The following is a 17,850-nucleotide window of genomic DNA, read 5'->3' on the forward strand; positions in this document are numbered from 1 at the left end:
ATTTATACTACCAGGGTTCTGGATCAGGAGTTGTCCACTTGACCTACTTCGTTTTTTATCTGTGCGCTTTACCGCTAAAAACATAATATCATCAAAGTCGTCCTAGAAGGACGAGGCTTTAGACCCAGGTTTTTGGTAAGAGTTTTGACATAAAAACAGTATTGTAAAATAGAAAAAGTCGGATTCGGAGGACCAGTTCACTGGTCAAATACGCTTATCGAGACTATTTTCGGTAATCTTCAAGGTCTAAAATCCAGCCAGCTAAAGCAACTACAGCGGCTGTACCACCAACGCATTCCGGGCGATCGCATCACTACGCCGGAGTTTGCCCAGCGTTTGGCAGCTATTAGTACAGAAATCAATCAACCTGTATGTACCTATCTCAATCGTCGTGGACAAGTGATCCGCGTTGGGGTTGGTACTCCGCGTCAAACGCAAATTCCACCGTTGGAATTGCCCCGTTATGGTGCGGAACGACTTAGCGGTATCCGTTGTATCGCCACACACCTGAAGTCAGAACCGCCTAACGAAGCGGCACTGACTTCTATGGCACTACAACGCCTTGATGCATTGGCAGTCATAAATATCACAGGCACAGGATTTCAAAAACGGGGTGGTGGGGCTACAGGCTACGTTAAAGAAGCATATTTAGCGCACCTGATATCACAAGAGTCCCGCACCCTGATTACCAGTCCCTCTTTAAAGCCAGAAAATGGTAATGTTCCATCCCCAAGTTGGAACGTATCGCCACCAATGAGTCTGGATGCACTGACCAAGCAGGACTTGGTTGATTTAGTTGAAGAACTAGAAGAGGGTTTCCAGCGAGAATTTATCGCCCAAGAGGTAGACACCGATCATGATCGCGTGGTGATAGTTGCAGTTCTGACCGATAATCTATCATCCCAGCAATTTCAAGACACTGTAGTGGAATTGGGGCGATTGGTAGATACTGCTGGTGGAGAGGTATTACAGACTTTATGGCAAAAGCGATCGCGTATTCATCCCCAAACGGTAGTTGGTGAAGGTAAAGTACAAGAAATAGCCCTGACAGCACAAACTTTGGGAGCTAATCTTGTAGTTTTTGATCGCGATCTTTCACCATCCCAAGTCCGTAACCTAGAGACTCAAATTGGTTTGCGAGTTGTTGACCGTACGGAAGTAATTTTGGATATTTTTGCCCAACGCGCCCAATCTCGTGCTGGTAAATTACAAGTAGAACTGGCGCAATTAGAATATATGCTGCCACGACTGACTGGGAGAGGACAAGCCATGTCTCGACTCGGTGGTGGTATTGGTACTCGTGGCCCTGGTGAAACTAAATTGGAAACCGAACGCCGTGCTATTAGTCGGCGTATTTCTCGCTTACAACAAGAAGTTAACCAGCTACAGGCCCATCGAGAACGGTTGCGACAACGGCGACAAAATCGAGAAATTCCTTCCGTAGCTTTGGTTGGTTATACAAACGCAGGTAAGTCTACCTTGTTGAATGCTTTAACAAATGCCGAAGTTTACACCGCCGACCAGCTATTTGCCACCCTTGACCCTACCACACGCCGCTTAGTTGTTCCCCACGCAGCAACTAGTGAACCCCAAGAAATTCTGATTACAGACACGGTAGGTTTTATCCACGAATTACCAGCATCGTTAATGGATGCTTTCCGCGCTACTTTGGAAGAAGTCACAGAAGCTGATGCTTTGCTACATTTAGTAGATTTGTCTCATCCTGCTTGGTTAAGTCATATTCGTTCAGTGAGGGAAATTTTGGCTCAAATGCCAGTCACACCCGGTCCAGCACTGGTTATTTTTAACAAAATTGACCAAGTTAGTAGTGAGACCTTAGCTCAAGCACGGGAAGAATTTCCCCTAGCGGTGTTTATTTCTGCAAGCAAGCGCTTGGGATTAGAAACTCTACGTCAGCGTCTTGGTCAATTGGTTCAATACGCCACTTCCTCTCGGTAAATACTTAAAAAGAATTAATTAAGTGATCAAAATCTCCTGTGGGGGTGGACAGCGGTTCACCCCTACTTTATTTAAGAAAAATGCGAAAACCAGTGTTTGTGCGGTAGATAAGAATAATTTTTAAGTTTAGATTTGATCTAAGTATTTCAAAACTATTGTTAAAAATATTTCGCATCATTATAACTAGGCAATATTTATGCAGTTAGCTTCAGAGCAACTTGAATCGAGAGACGTCAAAGTAAAGCTTCTTCTCACTGGAGGACATGAGTACACCGTTTATTTGAGATCAGATGCGCCTACATTGCATAATCTTTTAAAAGCTGTTGCCGCTCGCGCATATAAACAAGAATCTGCTTGCCAGAGTTTATTTCAAATTCCCATCGAGGAAGGGCGTTCTGTTTTATTTTTTCCCAGCGAACATCTAACTGGACTGGTGATAGAACCACCAATTTTTTTACAGCAAATAGAAAATAATCAACATCAATCGACAGATATATTAACTTCTGATTATGTACAAATAGATAATTTTCTGACTTCAGAAGAACATAAAAAATTAATTAAATATGTTCTCAAAAAAGAATCAGATTTTATACCTACAAGTACTTCTACAAATGATGTAAATTATCGTCGCTCAATGGTTCTTTATTCATTTTCTGATTTTTCAGATATGATTGTCAGACGTGTGAGAGCAATGATTCCAGATATCATTAGCAAATTAGGTATCCCATCATTTACTGTATCCCAAATCGAAGCTCAATTAACAGCACATAATGATGGTAATTATTACAAACTTCATAATGATAATGGTAGCTCTGATACTGCTAACAGAGAATTGACTTTTGTTTATTACTTTTATCGAGAACCAAAAGCATTTGCGGGTGGCGAATTGTTGTTATATGACAGCAAAATAAAAAATAACTTATATGTAAAAGCAGAATCATTTACAAAAATAGAACCACGTAATAACAGTATTGTTTTCTTTCTTAGCCGTTGTATGCATGAAGTTCTCCCTGTCAATTGTAACTCTAGAGCTTTTGCCGATAGTCGTTTTACTATTAATGGCTGGGTACGTAAAGCAACAAATTAAGTTAAGTCTAAATACAATGATATTATCGTTTTTATATTTCAGGGAAGGTGATTGCCTTCCCTCATTTTTTGTGAATAAACTCAAATAAATATATATCAGTATTTTTACGGTCTTTAATTAATAAAAAACAAAAGAAATCTTCAATGTTTTTGTCTTTATTTTTAGAGAAAAAATATAGATAATCTAAATAATTTTGAGAAAATTTATATAGGTATAAAAACGAATTACAGAAGAGCAATCCACACGCATTGGTAAAACAAAAAAAGAGGAATAATGTCAACATATTCAAAATCAACCCTTACACATTTAGTCGTAGGTTTAGTGACATTTGCCGTAATTGGAACTGGTCTAGTCAGCACTGCTTATGCTGGTAACGGCAATGGCAATAGTAATGGTAATGGCAACAGTCAAAAGCAAGCTACACCAACACCAACGCCCACACCAGCACCCACACCAGCACCTACGCCAGCACCCACACCAGCACCAACACCAGCACCAACACCCACGCCTGCACCTACGCCTGCGCCCACTCCAACACCCACACCAGCACCCACGCCTGCGCCTACTCCAGTGTCCAGCAGTACTTCTGGCTTAACCTCATCCTTATTTACTTTTAAAGGCTCGGATAGCTCTGGAAAATCAGCATCAGCAATCTTTAGTGTCAGTGGAAACCAATTGTTACTAACACTGAACAATACCAGTTCAGGTGATTCTTTGGTTCCTACCGATGTTTTAACAGGTGTCTTTTTCAATTTTTCAGGTGTAACTTTAAATCCTATCTCTGCTTCCCTGGGTAACGGGTCTACTATATATGGTGCTACTTCATCTAATACCAATGTGGGAGGTGAATGGGCTTTTGGTTCCAATCTAAAAATTGATGGTACAACGTACAATTACGGTATGAGTTCAGCAGGCTTGGGCTTGTTTGGACCTAAAGACCGCTTTGATACTTCTTCTAACCTTTCAGGTACTGAAAATGTTGGAGGTCTAGACTACGGTATTGTTACTGCTGGCGATAATTCTAGTACTGGTAATGGTGGTCTTGACAGAGATTTGATCAAAGGCTCGGTAGTTTTTAGTTTTGGTTTGGGCAATTTGCCAACGAATTTTAATCTGGCTAGTGCGATTAGTAATGTTCGCTTCCAGTATGGTACTTCTACAAGTGAACCTAGCTTTGCTGGTACATTAGTTGACTCTAATCCTACGCCTACTCCAACACCAACACCAACACCCACACCAACACCAGCACCAACACCCGCACCAACACCAGCACCAACACCCGCACCAACACCCGCACCAACACCCGCACCAACACCAGCACCAACACCCGCACCAACACCCGCACCAACACCCGCACCAACACCCGCACCAACACCCGCACCAACACCCGCACCTAACACAGTAGATATGACGAAGTTAGGGTCTTCAGGTTTTATCAATAATGCTTTCTTTCAGCAAATTTCTGACTCTAATGCTGCTGGGACAGGGAAAATTGACTCATTTCTGCGAATTCACGCTTTGGGCAACGAAGGTTCTGAACAAGGCTACAACACGGATTATCGAGATAAAGGTGGGCAAAAGTTGCAGTTCGACGAAAACTCAAGTCCGAATTTCACCCGATCACTACTGTTAAGCAGCATACCCATCCTAAACATAGGAGGTATAAATTATCGGCAATTTATCTTAGATATCAACGAACCTAATGCTCAAAAGCAAGAAAAACCCTTAATCACCCTAGAGAAATTACAGTTTTTCCTTGGCAATACAGGAGACCTCTATAACTATTCACCTGACACGGGCTTTGGTAACAATGCCTATAAAATTTACGATCTTGATGCTGGCAAAGACAGTCAGATTGCGCTCAACGATATAAACTCTGGCAGCGGCAGATATGACATGTTCGCCTACATACCGGACAGTCTGTTCACTGGTCCTAACCAGTACGTCTATCTGTACTCGTCGTTCAATGGTCCGTTTACTCAAGGTGGCTTTGAGGAATGGGCAGTTCAGTCAGTACCCGCACCCACACCCGTACCAACTCCTGCACCCGTACCAACTCCTGCACCCGCACCCGCACCCACACCCGCACCAACGCCCACACCCGCACCCACACCCGCACCCGCACCCACACCCGCACCCGCACCCACACCCGCACCCACACCCGCACCCGCACCCACACCCGCACCCGTACCCACACCCGCACCAGCACCCACACCCGTACCAGCACCCACACCCGTACCAGCACCCACACCCGTACCAGCACCCGCACCAGCGCCCGCACCCACACCTGCACCCACACCCACACCAACGCCCACACCCGCACCCACACCCGCACCCACACCCGCACCAGTACCAGCACCCACACCCACCCCTACTCTGACAACTTACTACAAACCTATTCCACCTGCACCTACACCTAAAAAAGTGCCTGAACCAGGTTTGGCTACAGCATTAGGACTATTTGCTTTAGGTGCTTTGAGAAAAGGACAAAAGGAGAAAAACAAAAACAACTTCTCCCAAAGTTAAACAAAGCTGTTAGATTTTTATCGACATTTAAACTAAGGCTTAGAGGTACAGCTAGCTGTCCTTCTGAGCCAGTTTTTTTTGGAGCAGTTCAAAATAGAATTAAAGCTTTGGTAAGAGGCGATCGCTTATGTCCAAACCGAAAATTACTAATTCTGTTCGAGTTTAAAATTTAAGTAATATTCAGCACTAATAAATGTCTGTCTTAACAAAAATTTTACTTATATTAGTGACAATGATCACTAGATTAATGTAGGAAGCAAACATCATGGAAAACGGTCAATCCACCCGCACTCTCTCGGTTGATATTGGTGGTAGTGGTGTAAAAGTACTTGTTTTAGATATTACAGGCAATCCTTTAACTAAAAGGTCACGTTTAGAAACACCCCAGCCTGCGAAACCACTATCTGTAATTCATGCGATCGCAACTTTAGCTTCTACTCAAGGTGAATTTGATCGGGTTTCGGTGGGTTTTCCTGGTGTGGTACGCAATGGTGTGACGCAAACAGCTGTAAATCTAGATCCAGATTGGGTTGGGTTTGATTTAGCAGGTGTGTTATCAGAACGTTTGGGTAAACCTGTGCGAGTTATTAATGACGCCGATATGCAAGGATTAGGAGCAATCCAAGGTAAAGGTGTAGAGATGGTGATTACTCTGGGTACTGGATTTGGTTCCGCTTTATTTGTGGATGGGAAATTAGTACCAAATTTAGAAATGGGACATCATCCTTTTAGAAAAGGTGAAACCTACGAACAACAGTTAGGAAGAGCAGCACTAGAAAAAGTCGGGGATGACAAATGGAATAGGCGTTTACTCAAGGCGATCGGACTTTTGCAACATTTGTTTAATTACGATTATCTTTACATCGGTGGTGGTGAAGCCACAAGGATCAAAATCCAATTACCAACAAATGTAAAAATTATTCCCAATATTACTGGTTTATTAGGTGGAATTGCTTTGTGGCGTGATTAATACCTGATGAGTGTGTTGTTGGTATATTGTCAAAAAAACGTCGTTATTTAGGAAAAATGGAGAAAGTACATCTCTTGATTAAGAGAAAGTTAATTTTAGGTTATCATTAACCTCGGATTTTACTTACATAACTAACACAGCTATTGCATAACTCAGAGAATGTTCAAGTAGGAGCCAAAGTATTAATTCTAGAACCGGCTTATGTTGCTGGCAAAACCGGAGTTGTTCGTTGCCCGGAACAACTGGCTGATGGTAGATTAAGCGATCGCTGGCTGATCGAAGTAGATGATGAAAATATTGTGGTGTCGTTGGCTCGCAATGAGTTTCAGGTAATTAACTAACCCAGAACTACGCGATCGCGTCCTTTTCTTTTAGCTTGGTAAAGAGCTTTTTCGGCTGTGTTGACTAAAAATTCAGGTTCGCTTTTCTCTTGGGGAGTTATGCTGGCAACACCTAAACTCACAGTTAAAACATTAGCAGGCAAACCACCAATACCAGGATATTCACAGGTAATAGCTAAAGCTTTGACTTGTTCGCGAATTTTTTCAGCGATATATACAGCAGTCACTGCATCTACATCGACCAAAATCGCAAATTCTTCTCCCCCATAACGAGCTAGCAATGATGAATGATTTTCGTGTCCCATATTCGGATTGCGAAAATTTTCTGTACCTAAAGCTGTGCTGACATAGGAGAGATGATTATTTAACAACAAATGTTTAAGGCTGTCACGGATTGTATAAGCAATTTGTTGTAAACAAAGATCACCAGCGCTATTTCCATAAGTTTTATTATAAATTTTGAAATAATCAATATCACATAAAATCATTGATAAGGAAGTTGATTCGCGCATTGAACGTTGCCATTCAAGTTGCAAATAAGTATGAAAATAACGCCGATTAACTAACTGGGTTAATTCATCTAAGCTGGAGAGAATACGTAATTGTTGGTTTTCTTTTTCTAATTCTGCCACACGCCAATGGCTGGCACTATTACTAGTACTGAGTTTTTCGCGGAAATACAGGCGAAATAATTCACATGCTACACTAACGCGATCGCCCTCTAATTTCACAAGCCCGGTACTATGTAATTTATATGCGAGCATCGGTTCTATTTGTACAGGCTCCGTAGCTGTAACCACTTCACGAAATGCATTTGCTAATTGTGTTTCCTGTTGCAGCATGAGCATGTACTGACTCAAATAGTCTCTATAAATTCCTGTGTCTGTAGGTGCTTGTTGTAATATCTGCTCTAAATTGTTTTCTAAGCCTCCCTTACCGACAAGATAATACAATGCCAACCTCACTAAGTGAGGATGTCCGCCCACCATCGCCATTAATTTATCACCATCAGAATTATCTGTCCAATCTAATCCATGACACTGGGCTAAATTCTGCACTTGCTCTTTTGTAAATGGTGGTAGCCGCAGTGGTAAACCAATATTAAATGGAGATTGATTTACCTTCAAGGATAAAAAAACTTCCGTGGAGTAAGCCATGACTATGCGGAGTTTTTGCAAAATACTTACTCGTTTTGCTTGTTCATACCACGAACGTAATAATGGCAAAAATTCTGAAGCAATTTCTGGATAGTCAAACACCCAATCCACCTCATTCAATACTAGGACGAGGGGAGTTTCTATTGACTGTAGCAAGTATGTCTGGATATACAGAGAACAGCTGATTTTACTACCCATATCCTCATCCCAAAACTCATTGAGTTTCGGTTCTAGCTGTAACTCTCTACTAAGATTGGCACAAAACCAGCGCAGAAATTTATCAATATTGACAAATACTGCTTTATCTGCCTGTTGAAAGTCCAAGCTCACTGTTTGATAGCCAAGATTGCTTGCATGAGCCAAAATCCTTAAAATTAGCGAACTTTTACCCATTTTTTTAGGTGCTCTGATACAGAGAACACTTCCTGGTTCAGCAATTTCTTTGTAAGCTAATTCCTCAATTGGTGGGCGAGGAATGTAAAATCTAGAATCGAGGGATACCGGTCCTGCGGGAAATTCTAAGGATACTGCTGTAGCAGCACGATGATATTCTCTAATTAACTGGTGCTGCATTTTACTCAGTTGGCGAGGTTCGAGAATCTGACGAAAGTTGGATTTGTTAATCGATTCTTTCCAGAAATCACTCATCAATTGCCATAAATTAGAAGCAACTTTCCTAACTCGCTCTTCTCCGTAGTGTGCTTCTAGTGCTATGTTATTGTAAGTTTTTCCTTCCCAAGAAGAACGCAATATTAATTCTTGCAGTGATGTCAGTGCATTGGGTAAGCTTGCTTTTAGTAGAAGTATTACTTCATCTATACTCATCAGTTATCGGCTCTTACTGTATCTTATATTGCCTCAAATTATTTTTCTATAATTATCAGGGTTATAAAACATTTTACAATTTCATAGGAAAAATAGGATATTTTTATTATCGTACCAGTAGCTAAACAAATTGAAAAATTGGCTACCATCAAAAACGCTAGTCAAGGTAAATAATATTTTTAAAAAATATATGAAAATAAAATTTATAAGTCTAATCAGAAAAAATTTATACTTCTACTTGAGAATCTCCGTTTTTGTTAATTAAGCTTTTTAGATATAGGAATCAAATATTATTTTTGAGAAAATCAGTACAGTTGGTGTTCTCTGTTAAGTATTCTCCAGAAATATGCGTAAAAATAAAACTTCTGAAAGAATTTGGAGGAAACAGAAAATGGAAAGTTTAATATCAAGTTCGGATAATCACTTTATATGACCACTGCGATTCTCCGCAGGAGCGGTATTTGACCATAGCAACTATTAGGTAATCCTACCAATTACCAACATGGGCATAATACAAGTCTTAAAACGAACATGATATCAAAGTCCTTTTAAGTCTCTCAGCATTACTAAAACCTGTTAAAGTTGATTTTTAAAAATTTTATTTTTCTTTATTCTTTGTTTCAGATTAAATACTGAGTGAATATTTATGATCGTAAACGTTAATTCTAAGCATCAAAAGTTACCAACTCAAGCAAGAGGAGCTAAAATTTTTCACTGGATTAATATAATTAGCCTGTTTCTCATGCTCACTAGCGGACTACAAATTTACAATGCTAACCCTGTTTTCGGTGGAAGATCAGGTTTGCATATTCCACCAATATTTACCTTGGGTGGTTGGCTAGCAGGAGGAAGACATTGGCATTTTGCGGCGATGTGGCTATTTTCACTTAACCTTTTGTGGTACGGATTTTATATTTTAATTACCCGTCGCTGGCAACACCGATTTGTAGGTGCGAATGATATCAAAGCATTACAAAAAACCCAAAATCCTAAACGCCTTATTTATGCTTGGCATCGTATAGTTTACACAAGTATAATTCCCATACTCCTTTTGGCATTATTTACAGGTATAGGGATGTATAAACCTGCTCAGTTTTCCTGGATTGTTGATATATTTGGGAGTTGGCAAGGATTGAGAATTGTTCACTTTGCTTCAGTACCACTCGTGATTATTTTTGCTCTTGTTCATTGGTGGTTGGGAAAAAAAGCAGGTGGATCGCAATTGACAGATTCAATGTTTTGGTGAAGGAGATTGGGGACAAAACAATTAAAAATTAAAAATTAAAAATTGAGAAGAGGGACAAGGGGGAGAAGGAGGACACGGGGGACAAGGAGGACAAGGGAGAAAATATAAAACCAATGACCAATGACCAATGACCAATGACCAATGACCAATGACCAATGACCAATGACCAATGACCAATGACCAATAAATTATGTCTTTAATTCATAAGTTATCACGGCGTCAGTTTTTAACAATATCTGGACTATCTAGTGTGAGTTTTCTTCTTGGTGGTTGTGGTGTACCAATATTAGAAGATGTTGTGGGTGAAGCTTCTGAACCGTTAAATCAGAGAGTAGAAACTTTATTATTTAAATCACAACAGCCTGTACCTGAATTTTCTCAGAGTGAAATTCAACCAACAGCTTTGATCGTCAATAGCTTTAGAGGTACTCCAGTTATTGATTCAACTAAATATCGTTTGATGGTTGATGGTGAGGTAAATAATCCCTTGAGTCTCAGCATAAGTGATATTCAAGCTTTGCCTATGACTGCGATGATTATTCGCCATGTATGCGTGGAGGGTTGGGCGGCGATTGTGCAATGGGGTGGTGTACGCCTGCGAGAAATTTTAGCACTTGCCCAGCCTCAAAAGAATGTCAAATATGTCTATTTTCAATCAGCAGATGGCTATTATTCTAGTTGGGATATTGCTTCTGCATTACATCCTCAAACATTGTTAGCTTATCAAAAAAATGGTGAGCCTCTACCAAGAGATAATGGTGCGCCTTTGCGTTTAGCTTCACCAATTAAACTTGGTTATAAGCAAAGTAAATGGATAACTAGAATTACTGTGGTTAGTAGTTTATTTCCATTAAAAGGTTATTGGGAAGACCAAGGTTATGAATGGTTTGCTGGACTTTAATATTTTCCCCCTCTACATGAACTTTTTGTGAAATATATATATTTCCCAGAGATATTTGATTTTACAATGCTTAATATCATGATTATTTAGGTTGTGCGATCGCTCAAACCAATCTAAAATCGCTAAACCAAAAAGCCACAACGCAGATCAGAGGTTACTGATTGGGCGTAAGTTGCATTTTGATGAAATTTTACTTCTCCCAAGGGCTTGACCCTGGAATCAGAAGCAAGTTATGTAATTGCTATCACCGATTATTTACTAGAAGGTGTAGCAGATGAGAAAGTTATTTAAGCGAATTCGGGAAACAGGAAAAGATGAAGGCTTTATGCACCTAGTTGAAAATATAGAGGTGGTTGTATCAAAAATTTTGTCTGTTATGATGCTGGTGGTAATTTTTGTAGCTGTGTTTGATTTAGGTATTTTTCTGTTGAAAGAATTATTTGATACGCCTTATGGTAAATTTAATACAACTTTATTCAAAATTTTTGGCTTATTTTTAAATATTTTAATTGCTTTAGAAATTCTGGAAAATATCACAGGGTATCTGAAAAAACATGTTTTACAAGTAGAATTAGTAATTGTAACTTCTTTGATTGCCGTAGCACGTAAAATTATTATTTTGGATTTAGAAAAAGTTTCTGGAATTGATATTATCGGTTTAGGAATAGCTCTACTTTCTCTTTCAATTAGTTATTGGATTATTCGTCGATCTAATGCAAAAACTTAAGTTGGTTGATAGTTGGTAATTGGTGGTTGTAGAGACGTATCATGATACGTCTCTGGATTTGTTGGTGATTATTAGTTATTTTTTTACTTAAGTTATGGCAGCAACTTTTTTTCAATTTGAGGCAGATTTTGTTGATTCTCTACGTTGCATACCTATGCAAGTGCGTTATAAGCTCGACACTAGTGGGATCAAACTAAAATTGTCAGATTGGAATCACATGACTCAATTAGAGCGTCAACATCTTGTTGAACTACCTTGTACTACAGAATCTGAGATTAGAGCTTATCGTATTTATATTCAAGAATTGATTTTAAAACGTAATGGTACGCCTGTAGCTGAATTACCGATTGAATCTCATCCAGCATGGATGGATGCTAATACTGTGCCAACAAGTGTGAATGAAAAAGCTCAAGAAATAGGCGTGAATATCACTGTTGCAAACTGGTCAAATCTCAATACTTTACAGCGTTTTTCTCTCATAAAACTGAGTCGTTCTGGTCATGAAAATCAAAACTTTTTACCAGCTTTGAGGGAATTTAACTTGTTATAAAGTTTTTATAATTGTGAGCATAAGGAGTTGATAAGTCGAGTTAGCATTACTGAAGTTCAGTTTTTCCTCAAAAGTGTTGAATAATACTAAGGCTCGAAAGGATAAAAATAATATAGGTGTTGCCAAATTCTTTTTTACCATGCTAGCGAGGATATAAAAATATGCCTGTCAAGAAAATTTTAATGATTGTTGGGGACTATGTAGAAGATTATGAAGTTATGGTTCCCTTCCAAGCGCTACAAATGGTAGGACATACTGTTCATGCAGTCTGTCCTGAGAAAAAAGTGGGTGAAAAGGTACGAACTGCTGTTCACGACTTTGAGGGAGATCAAACTTATAGTGAAAAACTAGGTCACAATTTTACTTTAAATGCCACTTTTGATGAAGTAAAAGCTGATACTTATGATGCTCTAGTTTTCCCTGGAGGGCGCGCACCCGAATATATCCGTTTAAACCAAAAAGTATTAGAAATTACTCGATACTTTGCCCAAACCAACAAACCCATTGCTGCTATTTGTCACGGTTTGCAAATACTAGTAGCAGCAGATGTATTAAAAGGAAGGAGTTGTACTGCCTATCCTGCTTGTGGACCAGATGTCAGTCGTGCAGGTGGAATTTATGTCGATATTCCAGTGGATGAGGCAATAGTTGATGGCAGCTTAGTAACTGCACCTGCTTGGCCAGCTCATCCTCGTTGGCTGGCAGAATTTCTGAAGGTACTTGGTACAAAGATTGAACATGCTGAGATTGCTAAAGTTGCTTAAATTCAGTGAACAGTTATCGGTGAACAGTAAAAACTCCTCAAAGACTATACTTAAGGAAGTTACGCAAGTGGCAAAATTGAGAACTGGTAACTGGTAACTGATAACTGATAACTGAATAACGAAATCAAGAGTTAACCTCATCGAATGCATAAAGCTGATATTATATTTTTGAATATCAGCAAAAAAAAATATCATTATATTTTGATTTTTATAATTTCTAATTCGTGAGTAAAGAGTAAAGCTATAGTGGATTTAGTAATTCTGCTAATTGGTATAGTTAGGATTCAGTCCTAGTGCCAGTTATTTTGTGAAATAGTTTATACCCTGCAACTCGATGACAGGCAAAAACGCAAGACAAAATGCATTTCTGCGGCTAGTGTCTGGTAATGGGGCAGCTTATGGGTCTGATTTTCGCTATTCGCTGTTTCCCACAAAAGAATTAGTCATTGGACGCGACCCTAGCTGTCAAGTTGTCTTAGATGCCATGATGTACCGGATGGTATCTCGTCGTCATGCGGTGGTTCGTCCTCTTCCTCCTTCCCCTGATAACGAATTAGGTTGGGTAATTTGTGATTTGAACAGTGCTAATGGTACTTATCTTAATGGACAACGCTTGCAGGGTTGTCAGCAATTGATGAGTGGCGATCGCATTACTCTTGGCTATGATGGGCCGGAATTGTTGTTTGAGTACGAATTTAACCACCAATCTACGGTAATATCTTCCATGGCCGAAGTCACATCGCTGCCGCCAGCGGGCTACCAAACACAAAATATACCGGATTCTTCGGTTAGCTTTACACAACTGTTTCCCATTATTTCCACTGGCAAAGATTTAACTCGTAAAGCTTATCTCATACCTGGTGTTCTCACAGTTGTTTTTGTAGTGTTGATGTTTGCTACGGTCGGTGATCCCCAAGCGAACCAAGTAGTTGTCGGTACTTACATTGCTTTTGCTGCTTATTATTTTATTTACCAGTTGTGTGGCAAACGTAAGCCTTGGTGGGTGTTGATGGCTTCAGGATTGACAACAATGTTAATCTTGCTAAGTCCTCTGACAGATTTTATGATCTTCTTCTTTCGCGAAGTTCTCCCTGGTAATCTGCCTACAAATCCCCAGGAATCTGTTACCTTCACAGAATTGCTGATCCGATACTTTTTTGGTGCTGGGTTAATGGAGGAGTTACTCAAAGCCCTACCGGTACTTGGAGTTTATGCGATCGCCAGAGGTTTATCATCACCTTGGCGCGAACGTGTCGGTGTGTGGGAACCTCTTGATGGTATTCTTCTGGGAACCGCTTCTGCTGTAGGCTTTACTCTGTTAGAGACACTCGGTCAGTATGTACCGCAAATCATTCAAAGCGTGACTTTTCAAGCTGGGGATGGTGCCGGTCAACTAGCAGGATTACAACTGCTGATTCCCCGGATCTTGGGTTCTGTAGCTGGACATATGGCTTATAGCGGCTATCTGGGCTACTTCATCGGTTTAGCTGTTCTCAAACCCAGAAAAAGTTGGCAAATCTTACTAGTCGGCTATTTAACCGCCGCAGGACTTCATGCTTTATGGAATGCTACAGGAACTATCAACGGCTTATTGCTAGTAGTTGTCGGTGTATTATCTTACGCTTTTTTGATGGCTGCTATTTTAAAAGCGAGGGCGCTATCACCAACAAGAGAGCAAAATTTTGCTACCCGCTTTCTTGGACCTAAGTAATTATAAGGAAACGGGGATCGGGGATCAGGGAATATGGGAATCCCCACCACCCCTTCCTCCTAACTCCCCAATTTTGGGAAATGGGGGCTGGGGGTTAGGGTGAGAAATGGAAATAAATAATAGTTAAAATAGTCAATTGATTTTGACCCATACATCTTTGATGGTATGGAGTAAGCAGATTTATCTGTGGAGTCAATCCAAAATCCAAAATGTATAAATTTTTTATTTCTTTAGATAGATGACGCTTGTCTCGCAATTTGATATGTTCTGAGTATAGTGGAAAGCCTAGATTTTTAGAGAGAGAAACAGAGCATTCCATAATCTTTGCAAGACGAGCGCCATTCAAATATGAACCTAGTTGCCAGCAAAAGAATTGCAGCTGACTATAAAAAGTTGGGTTTTTTTTAGGCTTCACCCTGAAAGCTGTTGAGTTGTTGCAAAGCATAGTAAGCGATCGCCAAACTAACTCTAGCTTGTTCAATTTCAGAAAGATTTGTCCATTCCTGTTCACTAACTTGATTGACAACAGTTTCTGCGGTTTTTTGTGATTCGCTACTCCGCATGGCATAAGCGTAAGGACGAGCCAAGACCAATAAATCGTCAGATCCCCAACCAGGTAATGCAGCTTGAACACATTCCACCAGTTGATCTGCTATTGATTGTTGGGTTGTAAAAATCTCGGCTGCTTTTTGAGCGATCGCCTTTAAACATTGCTTTGGTATGGCTGTAGATAGACGGCTTTGTAAAGTTTCTTGAAGTTGAGCTACAATACTACTGCCTGTATTATGATTGTATGATGGAGTATAAGAACTCCATAGCACTTCTAGTTGATTGTAAAAATCTTCAGAGCGTGTTGTGAGTTCTTCTTCCAATACATCTTGCAGCACAAAATGCTCTTCCAAGTGGTGAAAATATTCTTCTGATTGCTCATCAACTGGATTCCAAGGATAAGTGCCATCCTCTGGTTGCAGTAGCGCTTCTAAAAACTCAAGTTCTATTTGAGAGGGGATGGTTTGAAGATTTTCAAAACTGTTGATTTGTTTGTTCATTTGTCGTCTCCCGATGAATTATTTTATGGTATTTACAGCTACACCTGCTTGGAACTAATTTCCGCACATGAAGTCTATTTATCCTGAGTTTTTTTATAAGCTTTTTGCTGAACTTGGAAATATAAAGCGAGGACAGGAGTCTAGAGGCTAGCGCCTTCACAACAAGAATAAAGATTTAGGGATTTTACTCACCTATTTGTGGGTAATTACCTCCAAAATTTCATTGACAAAAAATGGTAAAATACATAACAAATAAACTGACTAGAAGAGCAATATAAAACTCATCAAATCAGCTTGATTAGCTTTTGTATTTTATCCTTGTACTTTCAAATTAGGAATTCTCAATCATAAACTCCCAAGGGTGACTATTTCTACTACCGAACTTTAACAGCATTCCTGGTTCAAGCAAAACTTCCTGGTGGTGGATTTGTTGCCAGTCATTTTTAGTAGGTTTAGAAATCCAGGTTGTACCGTAGGTAGAGTTTTCTCTGAGGTAATATGTTCGTACTGGAGTAGCGCCTGTGAAAGTATTCCGACACAAAATTTCTGCTTGGCGCCTGGAAACAGAAGGTTGTGGAATCACAATGTCATTATCTGTAGTACGACCGATGCGGGTAACTCCGGTTTTCAATTTATAAGTTATACCAGCAGACCTCAAGGAAGCCATAGGTAGCAATGAAGCCATACCAGGTATAGAAGTTTCTGGTAGTTCTGTATTACCTTCTTCGTAACTCCTAATTAATTCGCCATCAAATTGTGGGTGTAAATAGAGAACAGGTAATGTCCATGCTAGTTGATTAAATCTATAAACAGCCAATAAATGTTGTCTAGCCTCTGCTACAGCATAATCGATTGGTTGTCGCTTTCGCAAAGCTTGGACAAAGGTATGAATAAAAGTCAGACTTTCTTCGTCAGCAATTTGGTCGCGCATTCCTAAAACCGCAGGTACGCCATTGCGAATCAGCACCTCTGCTAAACTACTACAAGGTATTGCTTGACCATGGACAGCAGCAGGTTGCGCTCCCCAACAGGCATTTAAAACCGCTAATTTCACTCCTGTATGGCTGAGTACTTGTGCCAATTCCATGCCATTGAGACGCATATCAGGACGCAAATGCAAATACCCGCCATCAGGACCTCGCGAACCATGACCCCCATAAAAAAAGATGTTGTAATTTCTGGTTTCTAGTTCTTGAATCAACTGCTGTGGGGTTGGTTGCACTAGTGTCTTGACAATGCAAGGGGCATATCCTTGGGAATGACTTCCCACTATAGAGCCGTTAGAAAGGGTTTGTTCTAAAATGTCAGCTTCTTTATCTAACTGGAGATTATTTTCATCTTCTCCGAGAACCAGCAGGATATTTAATGTCTGATCAGTTCGTAACCGCAGTGGTAAGGGTTCAACTTCATTAGTAGTACGACTAAATAGAATGTTTGGAGACAGTGACATTGCCGACTGACCAACTTCACGCTGCATAATTTCCCACGGCAAAGCAGTTAAATTTGGGTCACGAATCTCTAGTCGAAAGCGCAAACGTGTATTCTGGCCAGTGGCGATACCGCTACTGTATTCCAGGCTGCCCAAGATTGGCCCATCGAATAACCAACGCCATAAGCTAATTCCCAAATATTGCATCAGACGACTAGTGTAACTTGTGATTTGACCAGAAGTTGGTGAAAGCAACTCATTGGGAAGTGGCTTTGATGCTGGGGGTATAGCTGTGGGGGAAATATCTATACAACTGTCCGGAGCAAACATCTCCTGCCACTTTCGCCAAGCTTGAGTTAACTCCGCTGACCAGACGCAATCGTGGATATCACGAGCGCCAGGGTAGGGAGCTTCAAACACACAAATAGCGAAGTGATCAGGACCAGCATTGACCAGACGCTTAACCGCCAAGTTCAGGGATGGATTCATTACATACAAACATCAAAATCAAAAATTTCCAATAATACAACAACAAAAGACAAAAATAATTGCCTTCTGTTGATTTTTTCTTTTAGCTTTTACCTGTATTATTTCAGGTTTCTACTAGT

Annotated in this window: 14 protein-coding genes; 11 read left to right on the forward strand and 3 right to left on the reverse strand. The window is 40.1% G+C overall.

The features are described from left to right. Nucleotides 1-216: 216 nt before the first annotated feature. From hflX to ACE1AT_RS19250, 5 genes are all read left to right on the forward strand, one after another. Nucleotides 217-1,959 carry a GTPase HflX gene (gene hflX / locus ACE1AT_RS19230; RefSeq protein WP_374871231.1) on the forward strand — a complete coding sequence of 581 codons (1,743 nt, stop codon included), beginning with the start codon at nucleotides 217-219 and terminating at the stop codon, nucleotides 1,957-1,959. A gap of 196 nt (nucleotides 1,960-2,155) precedes the next feature. Continuing rightward, complete coding sequence (locus ACE1AT_RS19235) at nucleotides 2,156-3,046, forward strand: 2OG-Fe(II) oxygenase (protein WP_374871177.1); 891 nt, start codon at nucleotides 2,156-2,158, stop codon at nucleotides 3,044-3,046. Between the two features lie 273 nt (nucleotides 3,047-3,319). Continuing rightward, nucleotides 3,320-5,572, forward strand: coding sequence for an XDD4 family exosortase-dependent surface protein (locus ACE1AT_RS19240; RefSeq protein WP_374871179.1), 2,253 nt, complete (start codon nucleotides 3,320-3,322; stop codon nucleotides 5,570-5,572). A gap of 265 nt (nucleotides 5,573-5,837) precedes the next feature. Next, on the forward strand, nucleotides 5,838-6,542 hold the full coding sequence (locus tag ACE1AT_RS19245) for an ROK family protein (protein ID WP_374871181.1): 705 nt from the start codon (nucleotides 5,838-5,840) through the stop codon (nucleotides 6,540-6,542). Nucleotides 6,543-6,685: 143 nt separating this feature from the next. After that, complete coding sequence (locus tag ACE1AT_RS19250; protein WP_016864361.1) at nucleotides 6,686-6,883, forward strand: hypothetical protein; 198 nt, start codon at nucleotides 6,686-6,688, stop codon at nucleotides 6,881-6,883. On the opposite strand, the gene ACE1AT_RS19255 is transcribed toward ACE1AT_RS19250, so the two are convergent. Further along, nucleotides 6,880-8,865: an AAA-like domain-containing protein gene (locus ACE1AT_RS19255; protein WP_374871183.1), complete on the reverse strand. Its 1,986-nt coding sequence runs from the start codon at nucleotides 8,863-8,865 to the stop codon at nucleotides 6,880-6,882. The two genes, ACE1AT_RS19250 and ACE1AT_RS19255, sit on opposite strands and share 4 nt — an antisense overlap. Nucleotides 8,866-9,511: 646 nt before the next feature. Here ACE1AT_RS19255 and ACE1AT_RS19260 point away from each other — a divergent pair. From ACE1AT_RS19260 to ACE1AT_RS19285, 6 genes are all read left to right on the forward strand, one after another. Next, nucleotides 9,512-10,111, forward strand: coding sequence for a cytochrome b/b6 domain-containing protein (locus ACE1AT_RS19260; protein WP_374871185.1), 600 nt, complete (start codon nucleotides 9,512-9,514; stop codon nucleotides 10,109-10,111). 190 nt (nucleotides 10,112-10,301) lie between these two features. Continuing rightward, nucleotides 10,302-11,012: a molybdopterin-dependent oxidoreductase gene (locus ACE1AT_RS19265; RefSeq protein ID WP_374871187.1), complete on the forward strand. Its 711-nt coding sequence runs from the start codon at nucleotides 10,302-10,304 to the stop codon at nucleotides 11,010-11,012. Nucleotides 11,013-11,286: 274 nt separating this feature from the next. Beyond that, nucleotides 11,287-11,739, forward strand: coding sequence for a phosphate-starvation-inducible PsiE family protein (locus tag ACE1AT_RS19270; protein ID WP_374871189.1), 453 nt, complete (start codon nucleotides 11,287-11,289; stop codon nucleotides 11,737-11,739). 94 nt (nucleotides 11,740-11,833) lie between these two features. Further along, nucleotides 11,834-12,289 carry a nitrate reductase associated protein gene (locus tag ACE1AT_RS19275; protein ID WP_374871191.1) on the forward strand — a complete coding sequence of 152 codons (456 nt, stop codon included), beginning with the start codon at nucleotides 11,834-11,836 and terminating at the stop codon, nucleotides 12,287-12,289. A 161-nt stretch (nucleotides 12,290-12,450) separates the two neighbouring features. After that, nucleotides 12,451-13,053, forward strand: a complete 603-nt coding sequence (locus ACE1AT_RS19280; protein ID WP_374871193.1) for a DJ-1/PfpI family protein — start codon at nucleotides 12,451-12,453, stop codon at nucleotides 13,051-13,053. A gap of 334 nt (nucleotides 13,054-13,387) precedes the next feature. Further along, nucleotides 13,388-14,764 carry a PrsW family glutamic-type intramembrane protease gene (locus tag ACE1AT_RS19285; RefSeq protein ID WP_374871195.1) on the forward strand — a complete coding sequence of 459 codons (1,377 nt, stop codon included), beginning with the start codon at nucleotides 13,388-13,390 and terminating at the stop codon, nucleotides 14,762-14,764. Nucleotides 14,765-15,168: 404 nt separating this feature from the next. Here the strand turns inward: ACE1AT_RS19285 and ACE1AT_RS19290 are convergent, their stop codons facing one another. Next, the gene (locus ACE1AT_RS19290) at nucleotides 15,169-15,813 is read right to left on the reverse strand and encodes a hypothetical protein (protein WP_374871197.1); all 645 of its coding nucleotides are present in this window, start codon (nucleotides 15,811-15,813) and stop codon (nucleotides 15,169-15,171) included. A 331-nt stretch (nucleotides 15,814-16,144) separates the two neighbouring features. Then, nucleotides 16,145-17,731, reverse strand: coding sequence for a CHAT domain-containing protein (locus ACE1AT_RS19295; RefSeq protein ID WP_374871199.1), 1,587 nt, complete (start codon nucleotides 17,729-17,731; stop codon nucleotides 16,145-16,147). Nucleotides 17,732-17,850 lie beyond the last annotated feature (119 nt).

Source organism: Pelatocladus sp. BLCC-F211 (assembly GCF_041928655.1).
In the GTDB taxonomy this organism is placed as follows: Bacteria; Cyanobacteriota; Cyanobacteriia; order Cyanobacteriales; family Nostocaceae; genus Pelatocladus.